At 39.9% G+C, this 16,529-nt stretch carries 18 protein-coding genes and 1 other annotated feature; of the genes, 7 read left to right on the forward strand and 11 right to left on the reverse strand.

Annotated elements, in window-relative coordinates; translation table 11 throughout:
- Nucleotides 1-65 precede the first annotated feature (65 nt).
- The 4 genes from rpmA to ACN076_RS08095 form a co-directional block, all read right to left on the reverse strand.
- Nucleotides 66-359, reverse strand: a complete 294-nt coding sequence (rpmA, locus tag ACN076_RS08080; protein ID WP_000916509.1) for a 50S ribosomal protein L27 — start codon at nucleotides 357-359, stop codon at nucleotides 66-68.
- 16 nt (nucleotides 360-375) lie between these two features.
- On the reverse strand, nucleotides 376-720 hold the full coding sequence (locus ACN076_RS08085; protein ID WP_000613699.1) for a ribosomal-processing cysteine protease Prp: 345 nt from the start codon (nucleotides 718-720) through the stop codon (nucleotides 376-378).
- Nucleotides 721-735: 15 nt separating this feature from the next.
- Nucleotides 736-1,050, reverse strand: coding sequence for a 50S ribosomal protein L21 (gene rplU / locus ACN076_RS08090; protein ID WP_000109141.1), 315 nt, complete (start codon nucleotides 1,048-1,050; stop codon nucleotides 736-738).
- A gap of 36 nt (nucleotides 1,051-1,086) precedes the next feature.
- Nucleotides 1,087-1,174 (reverse strand) — a sequence feature (ribosomal protein L21 leader region).
- Nucleotides 1,175-1,232: 58 nt separating this feature from the next.
- On the reverse strand, nucleotides 1,233-1,937 hold the full coding sequence (locus ACN076_RS08095) for a YoaK family protein (protein ID WP_261020109.1): 705 nt from the start codon (nucleotides 1,935-1,937) through the stop codon (nucleotides 1,233-1,235).
- Between the two features lie 141 nt (nucleotides 1,938-2,078).
- Here ACN076_RS08095 and ACN076_RS08100 point away from each other — a divergent pair, with 141 nt between their 5' ends.
- Together ACN076_RS08100 and ACN076_RS08105 are read left to right on the forward strand one after the other, a co-directional pair.
- Complete coding sequence (locus ACN076_RS08100; RefSeq protein WP_265528444.1) at nucleotides 2,079-3,056, forward strand: Gfo/Idh/MocA family oxidoreductase; 978 nt, start codon at nucleotides 2,079-2,081, stop codon at nucleotides 3,054-3,056.
- A complete protein-coding gene (locus ACN076_RS08105) occupies nucleotides 3,053-4,135 on the forward strand; it encodes a DEAD/DEAH box helicase (RefSeq protein WP_265528446.1) in 1,083 nt (360 codons plus the stop codon). Before ACN076_RS08100 ends, ACN076_RS08105 begins: the two co-directional genes overlap by 4 nt.
- A 151-nt stretch (nucleotides 4,136-4,286) precedes the next feature.
- Here ACN076_RS08105 and tuf read toward each other — a convergent pair whose 3' ends face one another.
- A complete protein-coding gene (gene tuf, locus ACN076_RS08110; protein ID WP_001040726.1) occupies nucleotides 4,287-5,483 on the reverse strand; it encodes an elongation factor Tu in 1,197 nt (398 codons plus the stop codon).
- A 206-nt stretch (nucleotides 5,484-5,689) separates the two neighbouring features.
- Complete coding sequence (locus ACN076_RS08115) at nucleotides 5,690-6,790, reverse strand: AI-2E family transporter (protein WP_150922641.1); 1,101 nt, start codon at nucleotides 6,788-6,790, stop codon at nucleotides 5,690-5,692.
- Between the two features lie 102 nt (nucleotides 6,791-6,892).
- Here ACN076_RS08115 and pbp3 point away from each other — a divergent pair, with 102 nt between their 5' ends.
- Nucleotides 6,893-8,134, forward strand: a complete 1,242-nt coding sequence (pbp3, locus tag ACN076_RS08120) for a D-alanyl-D-alanine carboxypeptidase PBP3 (RefSeq protein WP_420789806.1) — start codon at nucleotides 6,893-6,895, stop codon at nucleotides 8,132-8,134.
- 146 nt (nucleotides 8,135-8,280) lie between these two features.
- Here pbp3 and ACN076_RS08125 read toward each other — a convergent pair whose 3' ends face one another.
- The 5 genes from ACN076_RS08125 to ACN076_RS08145 all read right to left on the reverse strand — a co-directional run bounded on the left by ACN076_RS08125 (nucleotide 8,281) and on the right by ACN076_RS08145 (nucleotide 12,536).
- Nucleotides 8,281-9,135, reverse strand: coding sequence for an NAD(P)H-hydrate dehydratase (locus tag ACN076_RS08125; RefSeq protein ID WP_265528451.1), 855 nt, complete (start codon nucleotides 9,133-9,135; stop codon nucleotides 8,281-8,283).
- Nucleotides 9,136-9,149: 14 nt separating this feature from the next.
- Nucleotides 9,150-9,971, reverse strand: coding sequence for a phosphate ABC transporter ATPase (locus ACN076_RS08130; RefSeq protein ID WP_420789807.1), 822 nt, complete (start codon nucleotides 9,969-9,971; stop codon nucleotides 9,150-9,152).
- Between the two features lie 136 nt (nucleotides 9,972-10,107).
- On the reverse strand, nucleotides 10,108-10,965 hold the full coding sequence (locus ACN076_RS08135; RefSeq protein WP_000192089.1) for a bifunctional methylenetetrahydrofolate dehydrogenase/methenyltetrahydrofolate cyclohydrolase: 858 nt from the start codon (nucleotides 10,963-10,965) through the stop codon (nucleotides 10,108-10,110).
- A gap of 153 nt (nucleotides 10,966-11,118) precedes the next feature.
- The gene (locus tag ACN076_RS08140; protein ID WP_420789808.1) at nucleotides 11,119-11,853 is read right to left on the reverse strand and encodes an amino acid ABC transporter ATP-binding protein; all 735 of its coding nucleotides are present in this window, start codon (nucleotides 11,851-11,853) and stop codon (nucleotides 11,119-11,121) included.
- Nucleotides 11,853-12,536: an amino acid ABC transporter permease gene (locus ACN076_RS08145; RefSeq protein ID WP_001011641.1), complete on the reverse strand. Its 684-nt coding sequence runs from the start codon at nucleotides 12,534-12,536 to the stop codon at nucleotides 11,853-11,855. The genes ACN076_RS08140 and ACN076_RS08145 overlap by 1 nt, the downstream gene beginning before the upstream one ends.
- 190 nt (nucleotides 12,537-12,726) lie before the next feature.
- On the opposite strand from ACN076_RS08145, the gene ACN076_RS08150 reads away from it, so the two are divergent.
- From ACN076_RS08150 to ACN076_RS08165, 4 genes are all read left to right on the forward strand, one after another.
- Entirely contained in the window at nucleotides 12,727-12,957 is a 231-nt protein-coding gene (locus ACN076_RS08150) for a DUF1797 family protein (protein WP_000443570.1), read from the forward strand.
- A gap of 230 nt (nucleotides 12,958-13,187) precedes the next feature.
- Nucleotides 13,188-15,446, forward strand: a complete 2,259-nt coding sequence (locus ACN076_RS08155; RefSeq protein ID WP_420789809.1) for an AAA family ATPase — start codon at nucleotides 13,188-13,190, stop codon at nucleotides 15,444-15,446.
- A gap of 128 nt (nucleotides 15,447-15,574) precedes the next feature.
- Entirely contained in the window at nucleotides 15,575-16,027 is a 453-nt protein-coding gene (locus ACN076_RS08160) for an NUDIX hydrolase (protein WP_420789810.1), read from the forward strand.
- Between the two features lie 58 nt (nucleotides 16,028-16,085).
- Nucleotides 16,086-16,385 (forward strand): DUF1827 family protein, encoded by a 300-nt coding sequence (locus ACN076_RS08165; protein WP_000767197.1) that lies wholly within the window; start codon nucleotides 16,086-16,088, stop codon nucleotides 16,383-16,385.
- The last annotated feature ends 144 nt before the right edge of the window (nucleotides 16,386-16,529 follow it).

Here is a 16,529-nt window from a genome sequence, read left to right on the forward strand (position 1 = left end):
TACCAAAACAAAAAAACAGGCTCTCCGAAAACTCGGAAAGCCTTATTTAATGCTACTTAGAGCGATTATTTAGCGATTGGGTAAACAGAAACTTGTTTTTTATCGCGTCCTTTACGTTCAAAGCGTACTACGCCTTCAACTTTAGCGAACAAAGTATCGTCTCCACCACGTCCAACGTTTACACCTGGGTAGATGTGTGTACCACGTTGACGGTAAAGGATTGATCCACCTGTTACAGTTTGTCCGTCAGCTGCTTTAGCTCCAAGACGTTTCGCTTGTGAATCACGTCCGTTTGATGTAGAACCTCCACCTTTTTTGTGGGCGAAAAGTTGCAAGTTGTTAAGAGTCATTTTTAACATAATGTTTTCCTCCGTGTTAGTTTTCTGTGATAACTCTGGTTTGGACGAACTCAGAAGAGTTCTCCGATAAGTTTGCCATACCTAAGAAAAATGATTCAAAGAATAACTGGGTCATTTCTCTCTGGTGTGAAGGAAGATCTTTTGGAATTTCAACCATCAGATAGCCACCTTCATCTTCGTTTAATTCTAGGATTGGTTCATAGCCTGCAAATTTCTCAATTGAATTGATAAAGTTAATGGCAAGCGTAGAAACCGATGCACACACGACATCTAAGCCGTATTCGCCACTCTCGGCGTGTCCAGTAATTTCCGCACTCCTCAGCTCGCCATCTTCGGCTCTCTCAAAGACTGCCTGTATCATGTGTTCTCCTTAAAATTAAGCGTTAATTGCGTTGATGACAACTTTTGTATATGGTTGACGGTGACCTTGTTTACGGTGGCTACCTTTTTTAGGTTTGTACTTGTAAGTAACAACTTTCTTTTGTTTTCCTTGTTTTTCAACAGTTCCAACTACAGTAGCTCCAGCAACAAGTGGAGTTCCGACAACAGTGTTTTCACCACCAACAAGAACAACTTCGTTAAAAGTAACTTCTTGACCAGCTTCAACGTTCAATTTTTCAACGTAAACTGCTTGACCAACTTCAACTTTAACTTGTTTTCCGCCAGTTTTGATAATTGCGTATGTGCTCATTATGCACCTCCTATGATTTTTATGGGTTTCCCCGATTTTTTTGTGAAGACTCGCCTAGCATCGTGGGACAAACCACTTAAACTTGAATAATCAAGCAACGATGTTCGTGCGGTTGCACAGGAACGTGCATAGTCAACTCTTCAAGTATAGCATATCTCCTATTTTCTTACAAGTAATAACACCTAAAATGAAGCTTTTTCTTTTACTTTTTTTTGCCAAGAGGCAAAAAGCATGCTGAGGTAAAAAATGCTCATCATAATAGGAACACCAAGAATGGTCTTTTCATGATAGAAAATCGTCAAATAAGCTGAAAAGACAACGCCAAGGACAAAACTACTAAGCAGGCTAACAAAGATAATCCCTTCACGTAAAAAAGGAGTGTGCTTGGTCCGAAAATAATCTCCAAAAGCCAGCATGGTCCGTTTGATATTCCCTGTCATAAACGCGTTATTATAAGCTATACCTGACACTTCTCCAAAAGCAGTTGTCACCAGGCCCATACAAAAGGCCAAAGGCGGTACTAGATAGATATTATCTACAGTTTGCGGTACAAAACCAATAATGATTGATAAGATTGCCAAAGGAATCAGTGACAGAATTGGCTTTTTCACAATTCTCAATTTTTCCTTATAAACAGTTAATAAAAAGACCCCCATCATAAAAGCTAGTAAGGTCATTACTTTGGCACTGGCATCTGACACATTGTGTTGAATGAGTCCCACTGATAAAAAGACTACATTCCCAGTTTGTCCAGCTACAAGAGTATTCCCTCGCACAATAAAAGTATAGGCGTCTACATATCCTGCACAAAAAGTCAAAAAAAGCGCTAGCCTCTTAGACTGACGTGATATTTTTCTTATAGGTAATAGCCTCATTTTTCCTCCCATTTCATTTACTCATCTCATTATTGTACCACTTTCTTTGGGAAAGTCCTAGTAGCTTATTTGAAAATTTTTACCCTCTGTTGGATAGTCCCGTCTATCTATGTTATAATGAAAGAAGGATTTGAAATCGGAAAGGGAGTATCTATGCTTAAATTAGGTGTCATCGGAACAGGTGCTATTAGCCATCACTTTATAGAGGCAGCCCATGCCAGTGGAAAATACCAGCTGGTCGCAGTCTATTCTAGAAAACTAGAAACTGCGGCAACCTTTGCTTCTCGCTACCAGAATATCCAACTCTTTGATCAAGTAGAGGACTTCTTCAAGAGCTCCTTTGATGTGGTCTATATTGCTAGCCCAAACTCCTTGCATTTTGCTCAGGCAAAAGCTGCATTGTCTGCAAGTAAACATGTCATTCTTGAAAAGCCAGCCGTCACTCAGCCACAAGAATGGCTAGATTTGATTCACACAGCTGAGAAAAATCACTGTTTTATATTCGAAGCGGCACGGAACTACCATGAAAAAGCTTTCACTATCATCAAAAACTTTTTAGCAGACAAACAAATTTTGGGAGCAGATTTCAACTATGCCAAGTATTCTTCCAAAATGCCTAACTTATTGGCTGGGGAAACACCAAATGTCTTCTCAGATCGTTTTGCTGGCGGTGCTCTCATGGATTTGGGGATTTATCCTCTCTACGCTGCCGTTCGACTCTTTGGAAAGGCTCAGGACGCAACCTATCAGGCTCAACAGCTAGACAATAGCATGGACCTAAATGGAGACGGCATCCTCTTCTACCCTGACTTTCAAGTTCATATCAAGGCTGGGAAAAACATCACTTCCAATCTTCCTTGCGAGATTTATACGACAGATGGAACCTTGACTCTCAACACGATTGAGCATGTTCGCTCGGCTATTTTTACCGACCATCAAGGCAATCAAGTCCAACTCCCTATTCAACAGGCTCCTCATACGATGACTGAGGAAGTCGCTGCATTTGCACACATGATCCAGCAACCAGATCTGAATCTCTACCAAACTTGGCTGGAAGATGCAAGTTCTGTTCATGAGCTACTATATACTATGCGCCAGACTGCTGGCATTAGATTTGAGGCAGAAAAATGAAAACTAAACTACCGACCGAGTGGCAAGAACTGAGCGACCAACTCGGTTTCCAAGAATTTACCCCCATTCAAACTCAACTATTTGAGCCCCTTCTTGCTGGAGAAAACCTCCTAGGAGTGAGCCCAACAGGAACTGGTAAGACCCTAGCTTACCTTCTACCAAGTCTTCTCAGACTACAAAAGAAAAAATCCCAACAACTCTTGATTCTAGCACCAAATACGGAGCTTGCAGGACAGATTTTTGACGTATGTAAAACGTGGTCAGAAGCTATCGGTTTAACTGCCCAACTCTTCTTATCAGGTTCGAGTCAAAAACGCCAGATTGAACGCCTAAAAAAAGGACCAGAAATTCTGATTGGAACCCCTGGCCGTATCTTTGAACTGATTAAATTGAAAAAAATCAAGATGATGAACGTAGAAACCATCATCCTGGATGAATTTGACCAATTGCTTGATGATTCTCAAATTCATTTTGTTGAGAAAATAACTCACTACGCACCTCGTGACCACCAACTTGTCTATATGAGTGCGACAACCAAGTTTGACCAAGAAAAGATTGCGCCTAACACACGTACCATTGATCTTTCTGACCAAAAATTGGACAACATCCAGCATTTCTACATGCAGGTAGACCAACGTCACCGTGTTGATATGCTACGAAAACTGGCTCATGTTGTGGATTTCCGCGGACTAGTCTTCTTTAACAGCCTGTCAGACCTTGGAAGTGCAGAAGAAAAACTACAGTATCGGGATATCTTGGCTGTTTCCCTCGCTAGTGATGTCAATGTCAAATTTAGAAAAGTCATCTTAGAAAAGTTTAAAGACAAGCAACTAACCCTGCTTCTTGCAACTGACCTTCTGGCTCGTGGAATTGATATCGATAGCCTAGAATGTGTTGTAAACTTTGATGTCCCGAGAGATATCGAAACCTACACACACCGTGCTGGCCGTACTGGCCGTATGGGCAAAGAAGGTTATGTTATCACTCTAGTCACTCATCCAGAAGAGCTTAAAAAACTCAAGAAATTCGCAAGTGTCCGTGAAATTATCCTAAAAAATCAAGAACTCTATATCAAATAAAGCCCAATTGCTCTATGCACATCTAGTGTATAGAGCTTTTTTATGTAAACAATTCTTCAATTTTAGTTCAATATCAGAAAAAAGAACCTTGCAAAGCAAGATTCTTTTAGTGTCTGACTTAAATAATTGTTCTTCTGGGAACTAAATCGAATTAAGCTTCGATTTCTGTAACCATACCTGAACCAACAGTACGTCCACCCTCACGGATAGAGAATGTAGTACCTTGTTCTACGGCGATTGGGTGGATCAACTCAACGTCGATTGTCACGTTATCACCAGGCATTACCATTTCAGTACCTGCTGGAAGTTCGATTGAACCTGTAACGTCAGTAGTACGGAAGTAGAATTGTGGACGGTAGTTGTTGAAGAATGGAGTGTGACGTCCACCTTCTTCTTTAGTAAGGATGTAGACTTCACCTTTAAATTTAGTGTGTGGGTTGATTGAACCTGGTTTAGCGATAACTTGTCCACGTTCGATTTCATCACGTTGAACACCACGAAGAAGGACACCTACGTTATCTCCGGCAAGACCTTCGTCAAGTTGTTTACGGAACATTTCAACACCAGTAACAACTGCTTTTTGAGTTTCTTCTTTGATACCAACGATTTCGATTTCGTCGTTGACTTTAACGATACCACGGTCGATACGTCCTGAAGCAACTGTACCACGTCCAGTGATTGAGAATACGTCTTCGACTGGAAGAAGCAATGGTTTGTCAGTGTCACGTTCTGGTTCTGGGATGTACTCATCAACTGTGTTCATCAATTCCATAACGATGTCTTCGTATTTAGTGTCACCTTCAAGGGCTTTAAGAGCTGAACCTTGGATAACTGGAAGATCGTCACCTGGGAAGTCGTATTCTGACAATAGGTCACGGATTTCCATTTCAACCAATTCAAGCAATTCTTCGTCGTCAACCAAGTCAACTTTGTTCATGAAGACGATAAGGTGTTTAACACCAACCTGACGTGAAAGAAGGATGTGCTCACGAGTTTGTGGCATTGGTCCGTCAGTTGAAGCTACTACAAGGATAGCTCCGTCCATTTGAGCGGCACCAGTGATCATGTTTTTAACGTAGTCCGCGTGTCCTGGAGCGTCGATGTGAGCGTAGTGACGTTTTTCAGTTTCGTACTCAACGTGCGCAGTGTTGATTGTGATACCGCGTTCGCGTTCTTCTGGAGCAGCATCGATAGACGCATAGTCTTTAGGTTGGTTAACTGATGAAGGCAAGCGACGTGCCAAAACAGTTGTGATAGCTGCAGTTAGGGTAGTTTTACCGTGGTCAACGTGTCCGATAGTACCAATGTTAACGTGTGGTTTACTACGATCGTATTTTTCTTTTGCCATTTGAGTAAAAGCCTCCAATAAAATATATTTTATAGATAGACAGTAGGCAATACAGTCTAACTTTCCTTACTATTTTATCAAATTTCAGCTAAATTGCAAGTGTTTTACAAAGTTTTTGTGAATTATTCTTAATCTACTAATCTAAACGGTATTTCTACTCCCATCACTTCTTTAATGAAAAAGAAAAATCAGGAATTTCCTGATTTTTACTTAGCTAATTCTCTTTCTCGTTCTTTCATTATTTTATGATTTTCATACAAACGTGATAAAAACTTAGAAATTTCTTTTAAGATAGAATAGGTTGGTACTGCGACAATCATGCCAATGACACCATAGATATTACTTGATAACAAAAGTAATACTAAAATCGTAATTGGATGAACCTTCATCACTCCACCAACGATTCGAGGGTAAAGGATGTTCCCATCTACTTGTTGAATAATCAACATATAAACAACTGCAATCAGCATTCTATGAGGATCAGTAAAGACATTGGCGATAATCATCGGAATCAAACCAATACTTGGTCCAACATAAGGAATGAGATTGGCCAATCCTGAAAAGATGGCAAAGACCAAAGCATATTTCAAACCAATCACGCTATATCCGATAAAGGCCAAACAACCAATAATAATCGCATCAATAGCAACTCCACTAATATATCGAGCAATTGTAGTATTCAAATTTTTTAAAAGACCTGTAATATGCAACTTGTCTCGCTTTAAAACAGTACGTTCAAGCATCGGCAAGAACTTGTGACCATCTAACAAAAAATAAATTAAAAATACAGGGGTCATGATAATAATCAAAACAGTACTAAAGAGCGCAGATAGGACACTTCCAACACTATTCGTTACACTATTTAGGATATTCTGTAGAATATCTACATAGGAGAGATTTAACTGTTGAATCGTCGCTTGAATATCTAAATTTTGAAAGGCTGGATAAGTAGATAAATCCACAATCAAATCTTGCAAACGACTATGACTTGTTGCAATCAAACTTGTCAGCTGATTAATCAAAATCGGTAAGAGATAGACTACCCCAATAACTAGCCCCCAAACCAAGGCGCACAAGGTTAGTAGAATACCAATGATACGGTTAATTTTGAAATACTTTTGTAAAAAATTTACAATAGGATTGGTCAAATAATATAAAAAGCCACCTAAAAGAAAGGGAATCATTATAGTGTTTGCAACGCTTACAAAAGGTGTAATAATCGCTCCCATCTCTCTCCATAAATAAAAGATAATGGTTAATAGTAAAATCTCACTGGTCCAAAAAAATAATTTATTCTTACGAAACATGAGGTACCTCCATTCATCTATTTTACCACACTTTCAAAAAAGCTTCTTTCTTATATCATGAAACTGGGAATATTTTTTTCTTTATGATAGAATAAACTTACTATGAAAAAAATAATTTTAACTCTTTTAAGCCTTTCCGTTATTGGCTCAGCATCTACTGTTGCTGCTCAAGATTTTAATATTGCTGCTAAACATGCAATTGCCGTTGAGGCGAATACTGGTAAAATTCTCTATGAAAAAGATGCAACCCAACCTGTCGAAATTGCTTCCATCACAAAATTGATTACGGTCTATCTTGTCTATGAAGCCTTGGAAAATGGAAGTATTACACTATCTACCCCAGTAGATATTTCTGACTATCCTTATCAATTAACGACAAATTCTGAAGCCAGTAATGTTCCTATGGAGGCTCGTAATTATACCGTCGAACAACTACTTGAAGCAACATTAGTATCTAGTGCTAACAGTGCAGCTATTGCCTTAGCAGAGAAAATTGCTGGCTCAGAAAAAGACTTCGTCGATATGATGCGGGCAAAACTCTTGGAATGGGGAATTCAGGATGCTACTGTTGTCAATACGACGGGTCTGAACAATGAGACTCTAGGGGATAACATTTACCCGGGCTCTAAAAAAGATGATGAAAATAAACTCAGTGCATATGATGTCGCTATCGTTGCTCGCAACCTCATCAAAAAATACCCACAAGTCTTGGAAATCACTAAAAAACCTTCATCTACTTTTGCTGGGATGACAATTACTTCAACCAACTACATGTTAGAAGGTATGCCTGCTTACCGTGGTGGTTTTGATGGGCTAAAAACAGGAACAACAGATAAGGCTGGAGAGTCTTTTGTTGGTACTACTGTCGAAAAAGGCATGAGAGTCATCACAGTTGTTTTAAATGCAGATCATCAAGGTAATAATCCTTATGCTCGTTTTACAGCTACATCTTCCCTAATGGATTATATTTCTTCTACATTTACACTTCGCAAAATCGTTCAACAAGGCGATGCCTATCAAGATAGTAAAGTCCCTGTACAAGATGGAAAAGAAGATACGGTCACTGCAGTGGCCCCAGAGGATATCTATCTAATTGAACGTGGTGGGAATCAATCTTCCCAATCTATTCAATTCACACCTGATTCTAAAGCAATCCTCGCACCACTTGAAGCTGGAACAGTGGTTGGCCATTTGACTTACGAAGACAAGGATTTGATTGGTCAAGGTTACATTACCACAGAACGTCCTAGTTTCGAAATGGTAGCAGAAAAGAAAGTTGAAAAAGCTTTCTTCTTAAAAGTTTGGTGGAATCAGTTTATCCGATTTATCAACGAGAAATTATAAAACATACTGAGCAAAAGATTGCTCTAAAATAGAAACAGACCAAAAAGGCTTTAAAGTCAAAAACGCATAGTATCAGGCATTAAAAAACTTGATATTATGCGTTTTATTGTGGTAATATTTACTTCGTTTTCTCCTAAAATTGAATTTTATCTCATTCTTTTTTGAGATATTTTATTCATTACTTTAGGAAGACAATTACTAATTTCCGTTGGCAAGACCACATAATGTTCTTGAGCTAGTTCTTGGGCTATGGCTGAATGAAGATGGGTCGCTACTATCACACGTTCATAGAGACTGGCCTGTCGAAATTGGCCTGCAAATCCTGCAATCATTCCAGCCAGTGTATCTCCCATTCCCCCAGTCGCCTGATAGGGACCGCCAACCTGTAACTGGTAATAATCAGATTGGCCAGCTTGCCAAATACGAGTAGCTGGACCTTTCTCTACCAAAATTGTTCCTTGAGGGAAGGAAGTTAGGGCACTAGCCGTTGCATCTTCGTTTTGCTTTTCAATAGCAATACCAGACAGCTTTTCCCACTCCTTTTGGTGGGGAGTTAGGATAAGCTGGTTAGATGGAAATGACAAACTTGTTCTAGCAAGAATGGTCAGGGCACCTCCGTCTACAATCAAAATCTGATTTTGACTTAAATTAACAAAGACTTGTTTTACTAGATTTTCTCCAAAAACATCGTCTCGTAAACCAGGACCCAGCAAGACAACTTCTGCCTTCTCCAGTTGCTCTTTTAACAATTGCTGGTCTTGCAGAGAAAAGGCCATAGCCTCAGATAAATGGTTGTGCAGAGCTGGAATATTTTCCCTGTCCGTTCCAACGGTCACCAATCCTGCACCGCTTTTTACAGCCACCAAAGCAGCCATGATGATAGCACCACCATAAGGATAAGTCCCACCCAGCAACAGCAGACGACCGTAGTCTCCTTTATGAGTTGTACAAGAACGTTCAATAATGACTTTTTCTAGTAAGGCTTGATCAATCACTTTCATTGTTTTTTCCTCAACTATCCTTTACCTGATCGTTTTAAAACAATCCGATATACTTTTTTAACCCACTCCTCCAAACCTTCTCCATCATGGTCAAGATAATACACCCTATCCAGTAATTGACTTGGAATAATATTTTCAAATTGGCTCTTATTATGAGTTGGAATAATGCAAATATACAACTCACTAAATAAATTCAATATGTCCTTAATTTTTGCAACATGGTAGCCATCAAAAATATAACCAGTAAGTTTAATCAAATCTGTATAGATAAAATGAAAACTCACTCCAGGAATAAACTTGTCTTGTAATTCTTTCTCTGAAGGAGCTCGACCTAATAAACGCTCCATCGCTAATCGATAACCAGAACTTGTATTTGACCACCCTAACATGACATAGTCAAAATAATCTATCGGATCCGATGCAGCCTTTCTACTATCCAAAACCAACTCCTCAGCATCTCGCCCAAAGGCTTTCACAGCAGATAAGAGCTGACCTGTTTTAAAGATAGAAATCGCTGCATCTATAGTCGTAGTATGACTACAGTAGTCTGAAGTCACTAACCTCTTATGTAGATCATAAGTCGAGGCTACTCTTTTATCTGTAGGGGTAAATGGTGGCAGAAAGGGATGCTGACAGATGTAATCTAAAATTTCTTTTTTTAAACAAGAATCAGCACACTCAATACTTGTTTGACGTTTATGAAGTTTTTCGTAAGCTATAAATTTAGCAATTTTTTCTAATTCCCACTCTTGAATATTTGGATAATCAATTAGTGCTAAGTAGTATATTCCATCCCATTGTAAACTATATTCCCCATTACGAATTTTTAAAATCATCTAATCACCTCACTCCATTATACAACAAAAAGGAGGCGCAGGCATCCTTTTGTAATCTTATATCTAAAATTTAATACTCATTTCTACCATTTCAGATATAGCTATAGAAAATACACTCTCTTCAGCGATTTTTCTCTTATTTTCTATCCAATGTCCGAAGTGCTGCTTGATAAGTTTGCTCCATCAGCATAGTAATGGTCATAGGACCGACACCTCCAGGGACTGGCGTAATGTGGCTAGCAAGTGGGGCAACCGCCTCATAATCAACATCCCCACAGAGCTTACCATTTTCATCGCGGTTCATCCCAACGTCAATGACTACCGCACCTGGTTTGACAAAGTCAGCAGTCACAAACTTGGCACGACCAATTGCTACAACAAGAATATCCGCTTTTGCAGCAACCTTAGCGAGATTATGGGTGCGTGAGTGAGTCAAGGTAACTGTAGCATTCTTTGCCAAAAGAAGCTGGGCCATGGGTTTTCCAACAATGTTTGAACGACCGATGACCACCGCATTTTTACCTTCTAAATCAATTCCATATTCATGAAACATTTCCATAATTCCTGCAGGTGTTGATGGAATCATGACTGGATGTCCAGACCAAAGGCGTCCCATATTTAGCGGATGGAAACCATCCACATCCTTTTCTGGGTCAATGGCTAATAGAACCGCCTCTTCATCAATGTGTTTTGGTAATGGCAACTGGACCAAAATCCCATGCCAAGCTGGATCCTGATTATATTTAGCAATCAGGTCTAACAATTCCTCTTGAGTAATGGTCTCTGGAACTCGCACTACTTCGCTACGGAAACCAGCCGCAAGAGCTGACCTCTCCTTGTTGCGAACGTAGACTTGGCTGGCTGGATTGTCCCCAACCAAAATCACTACCAAGCCAGGCACTAGACCTGTTTCTTCCTTTAATTTTGCAGTCTTTTCAGCCAACTGCCCCTGCAATTTGGCCGCTAAAGCTTTCCCATCAATAATCTGTGTCATATCAATTCTCTTTTCTTTCAAATATCTTCCATTATACCAAAAACTGCTAGTACCCTCTAACACTTCTTTCCTAGGCAATCCTATAGTTTCAAACTATAAGAAAAAGCTCTGGTTGAGCTTTTCACTAATCTTGTCTTGAAATTTTAAAATAGATTATAAAACCTTACTCAAGAAATCTTTCGTCCGTTGTTCTTGGGTTTGTTCAAAAATCTGCTCAGGTGTCCCATCTTCAACAACCACACCGTCTGCCATAAAGATGACACGATCTGCCACCTCACGGGCAAATCCCATCTCATGTGTTACGATAACCATAGTCATTCCTGACTTGGCTAGGTCTTGCATAACAGCCAGAACCTCACCTACCATTTCAGGGTCCAAGGCTGAAGTTGGCTCGTCAAAGAGTAAGACATCAGGTTCCATAGCCAAACCACGCGCAATGGCAATCCGCTGTTGCTGACCACCTGACAAACTCTGTGGATAAGCAGTTGCCTTATCTGGTAAACCAACTTTTTCCAAAAGTTCCTGAGCTCTCTTCTCTGCAATTGCCTTGCTCTCACCTTTGGTCTTGATAGGTGACAAGGTGATATTTTCCATCACAGTCATATTAGGAAAGAGATTGAATTGTTGGAAAACCATGCCCATCTTCTCACGCATGGCAAAGAGGTCATTCTTCTTGTCTGTAATATCGACTCCCTCAAAGATAACCTTCCCCTTGGTCGCTTCTTCCAACAAATTCATAGAACGAAGCAAAGTAGATTTCCCGCTCCCTGAAGGACCGATGATAACGACAACCTCTCCACGTTTAATCTCGAGGTTGATGCCCTTCAATACTTCATTCTTTCCAAATGATTTATGTAAATTTTCAATTTTTATCAAGATTTCTGTCATTATTTCTTATCTCCTTGTCCCATACGTTTTTCAAAAGCTTTCAAGGCTACGGTCAAAATAGAGGTCATAATCAAGTAGTAAAAGGCTGCAAATAAAAGTGGTGTTAAAGGTAGATAGGTTGTTGTAGAAACTGTTGTAGCCCCGTTCCACAACTCCATGACACCAATAGCTGATAAGAGGGAGCTGTCCTTGATAATGGTGATAAATTCGTTCCCCAATGCTGGCAAAATATTTTTGATTGCTTGTGGCAAAATCACATAGCGCATCGCATTTTTAGGACGAATCCCTAGCGAATAAGCCGCTTCTAGCTGACCTTTTGGAACCGCATTGATTCCGGCACGAACAGTCTCAGAAACATAAGCACCACTGTTCATAGAGATAATCAAAATCCCTGGAATCAAGCGAGAAAAATCAACACCTAAAATTCCAACCTGAATAGTCGGAGCATTGATGTGCATAAGGGCAAAGGCAATCATAATCTGAACCATCATCGGTGTCCCACGGAAAATCCAAACGTACAAGTTGGCCAGCCAAACAAGCGGTTTAAACTTTGAACGTTGCCCAAAAGCCAAGACAACACCCAAAATAGTTCCCAAAAAAACAACACAGATAGAAATGAGAACCGTCACGACAGCCCCATAGTTAAAATAAGGTAAATACTTTGGTAAAAAAGAAAAATTCATAGTCACACTGCTTTCTAAAATAGAATACTGTATGATTATAACATGTATTGAATTAAAATTCAAACTTTTTATCCGATTTATTCAAAAAAACTTTAAGCTGGTAGAATTAGCGAGAAATCTTAGTTTTTTCTAGTCAAGTTGGCCTCCTTTGTGGTAAAATAGTAACGATAAGAAATGAAGGAGAATCAAAATGGAATCACATTTGGTTAGAATCATCAACCGCCTTGAAGCAATGGCAAAAGACGGCGGAAATTTAAAACGTAATTTTGAACGCGAAGGAGTCGTTGTTGCAGAAGTTGCATACAGCCACGACGAAGAAAACGGCTCAATCTTTACCCTTCGTGATGTCGAAGCTCGCGAAACTTATACGTTTGATAGCATTGACTTAATTGCAATGGAGATTTACGAACTCCTTTACTAATACAAAACAAGCTGGGATTACACCCTGCATGTCTAACCAAAATCCTTTTTGTCTCACAAATAGGATTTTTTTATAGTCCAAATTCACAAAGATCTTCATTGTAACAACTTCTCAAAGCTGCAATCTTTTTACTTGCTTTACACCCCAATCCTGTTATAATGAGAGTATAGAAATTTGACTATTTTTGACCATTAAACAGGTCAGGCTAAAGAAAGAAATGAGGTAGATGTATGCTTTGTCAAAACTGTAAAATCAATGACTCAACAATTCATCTTTATACCAATCTCAATGGAAAGCAAAAACAAATTGACCTCTGTCAAAACTGCTATAAGATTATCAAGACAGATCCTAACAATAGCCTCTTTAAAGGTATGACGGATCTGAACAATCGTGACTTTGATCCTTTTGGTGATTTCTTCAATGATCTAAACAATTTCAGACCTTCTAACAACACTCCTCCTACTCCCCCAACCCAATCAGGTGGAGGTTACGGTGGAAATGGCGGTTATGGCTCCCTAAATCGTGGATCTGCCCAAACTCCGCCACCTAGCCAAGAAAAAAGCCTGCTGGAAGAATTTGGTATCAATGTAACTGAGATTGCCCGTCGTGGAGATATAGATCCCGTTATTGGACGCGATGATGAGATTATCCGTGTCATCGAGATTCTCAATCGCAGAACCAAGAATAATCCTGTTCTTATCGGTGAACCTGGTGTCGGAAAAACTGCCGTTGTCGAAGGCTTAGCTCAGAAAATCGTTGATGGCGATGTTCCACATAAACTACAAGGTAAACAAGTCATCCGTCTGGATGTAGTTAGCCTAGTTCAAGGAACGGGTATCCGTGGACAATTTGAAGAACGCATGCAAAAACTCATGGAAGAAATTCGCAAACGTGAGGACATCATCCTCTTTATCGATGAAATCCATGAAATTGTCGGTGCTGGTTCTGCGGGCGATGGCAATATGGATGCAGGAAATATCCTCAAGCCAGCCCTTGCTCGTGGGGAACTGCAACTGGTCGGTGCCACTACCCTCAATGAATACCGTATCATTGAAAAAGATGCCGCCCTAGAGCGTCGTATGCAACCTGTTAAGGTCGATGAACCAACGGTGGAGGAAACAATCACTATCCTCAAAGGGATTCAAAAGAAATATGAAGACTACCACCACGTTCAATATACCGATGCTGCGATTGAAGCTGCTGCAACTCTTTCCAATCGTTACATCCAAGATCGCTTCTTACCTGACAAGGCTATTGACCTCTTAGATGAAGCGGGTTCTAAGATGAACTTGACCTTGAATTTTGTAGATCCTAAAGTCATTGATCAGCGCTTGATTGAGGCTGAAAATCTCAAATCTCAAGCTACACGGGAGGAAGATTTTGAGAAGGCCGCCTACTTCCGCGACCAGATTGCCAAGTATAAGGAAATGCAAAAGAAAAAGGTCACAGACCAAGATACTCCTATCATCAGTGAGAAAACCATTGAGCACATTATCGAGCAGAAAACCAATATCCCTGTTGGTGATTTGAAAGAGAAAGAACAATCTCAACTCATCCATCTAGCTGAAGACCTCAAGTCTCATGTTATTGGACAGGACGATGCAGTTGATAAGATAGCCAAGGCTATTCGCCGTAATCGTGTCGGTCTCGGTACCCCTAACCGCCCAATCGGAAGCTTCCTTTTCGTTGGGCCAACCGGTGTCGGTAAGACAGAACTTTCCAAACAACTAGCTATCGAACTTTTTGGTTCTGCTGACAGCATGATTCGCTTTGACATGAGTGAATACATGGAAAAACACAGTGTAGCTAAGTTGGTCGGTGCCCCTCCAGGTTATGTTGGCTACGATGAGGCTGGGCAATTAACTGAAAAAATCCGTCGTAATCCCTACTCTCTTATTCTTCTGGATGAAGTGGAAAAAGCCCACCCAGATGTTATGCATATGTTCCTCCAGGTCTTAGACGATGGTCGTTTGACAGATGGGCAAGGGCGTACCGTCAGCTTTAAGGATGCCATTATTATCATGACCTCAAATGCAGGTACAGGTAAGGCCGAAGCCAGCGTTGGTTTCGGGGCAGCTCGCGAAGGACGTACCAACTCTGTTCTTGGTGAACTCGGTAACTTCTTTAGCCCAGAATTTATGAACCGTTTTGACGGCATTATTGAGTTCAAAGCTCTCAGCAAGGATAATCTCCTTCAGATCGTCGAGCTCATGCTAGCAGATGTTAACAAGCGCCTCTCTAGCAACAATATCCATCTAGATGTAACGGACAAGGTCAAAGAAAAATTGGTTGATCTCGGCTATGATCCAAAAATGGGAGCACGCCCACTTCGCCGCACTATTCAAGACTATATTGAAGACGCAATCACTGACTACTACCTTGAAAATCCAAGTGAAAAAGACCTCAAGGCAGTGATGACCAGCAAGGGCAAGATTCAAATTAAGTCTGCCAAAAAAGCTGAAGTAAAAACTTCTGAAAAAGAAGTATAAATACTATAAAAACGAGTAGAAAATGAAAATTTTCTGCTCCTTTTTACTAAAATAACTATAAATTCTTGACAGCTCGGCCTTTGTCCATTATGATAATAATAACGATACTAGATAATGAGGAAAATGCAATGGCAAACCCAACTTTCGGAGAAAAAAAAGAGAATGTGACCTACCAGAACCGTTATGGCGTATATGCAGTTATCCCTGACGCTGAACAAAAACAAATTGTTCTTGTTCAAGCACCAAATGGCGCTTGGTTCCTACCAGGTGGCGAAATTGAAGCAGGTGAAAACCATCAGGAAGCCCTAAAACGTGAGTTGATTGAAGAACTTGGTTTCACAGCTGAAATTGGTACCTACTATGGACAAGCTGACGAATATTTCTACTCTCGTCACCGTGATACCTACTACTACAATCCTGCCTACCTTTATGAAGCGACTTCCTTCAAAGAAGTACAAAAACCACTAGAAGACTTTAATCATATTGCCTGGTTCCCTATTGACGAGGCTATTGAAAACCTCAAACGTGGTAGCCATAAATGGGCCATCCAATCTTGGAAAAAACAGCATAAGATTGACTAAACCAAGCTACTTTATTCAAAAAGTGCTATAATAGAATTAGAAAATCGGAGGAAATATTATGAAGCTTATCAATACGACAAACTCACACTCGCAACTTGTAAAAAGCCAGCTAGAGAGTACAGATGCAACCCTTGTTGAGGTCTATTCTGCTGGAAATACAGATGTTATTTTTACCCAAGCTCCGCTTCACTATGAAATCCTCATCTCAAATAAACACCGTGCTATTCGAGAAACTGAAATCGAAGCCATCCAAGAGTTTTTCTTGAAACGTAAAATTGATAAGGACTCTATTGATGAGGCCAATATCAAAACCCTCTACTCAGAAAAATTAATTGGGATTTCGATTCCAATCAAATAAAATTTTGGAGAGATTAGAAAGCTATTGAACCTTATAGACCAAACATAGGTTCTGACTTGCTTTTTAAATCGTCTCCAATTTTTTATCTTGAGATCTTATCATACAAGATTTTATAGACAAATAGTAAAAAAGATTTGATTCTGC

It is taken from the genome of Streptococcus sp. K0074, from assembly GCF_048843365.1.
GTDB lineage: Bacteria > Bacillota > Bacilli > Lactobacillales > Streptococcaceae > Streptococcus > Streptococcus mitis_BM.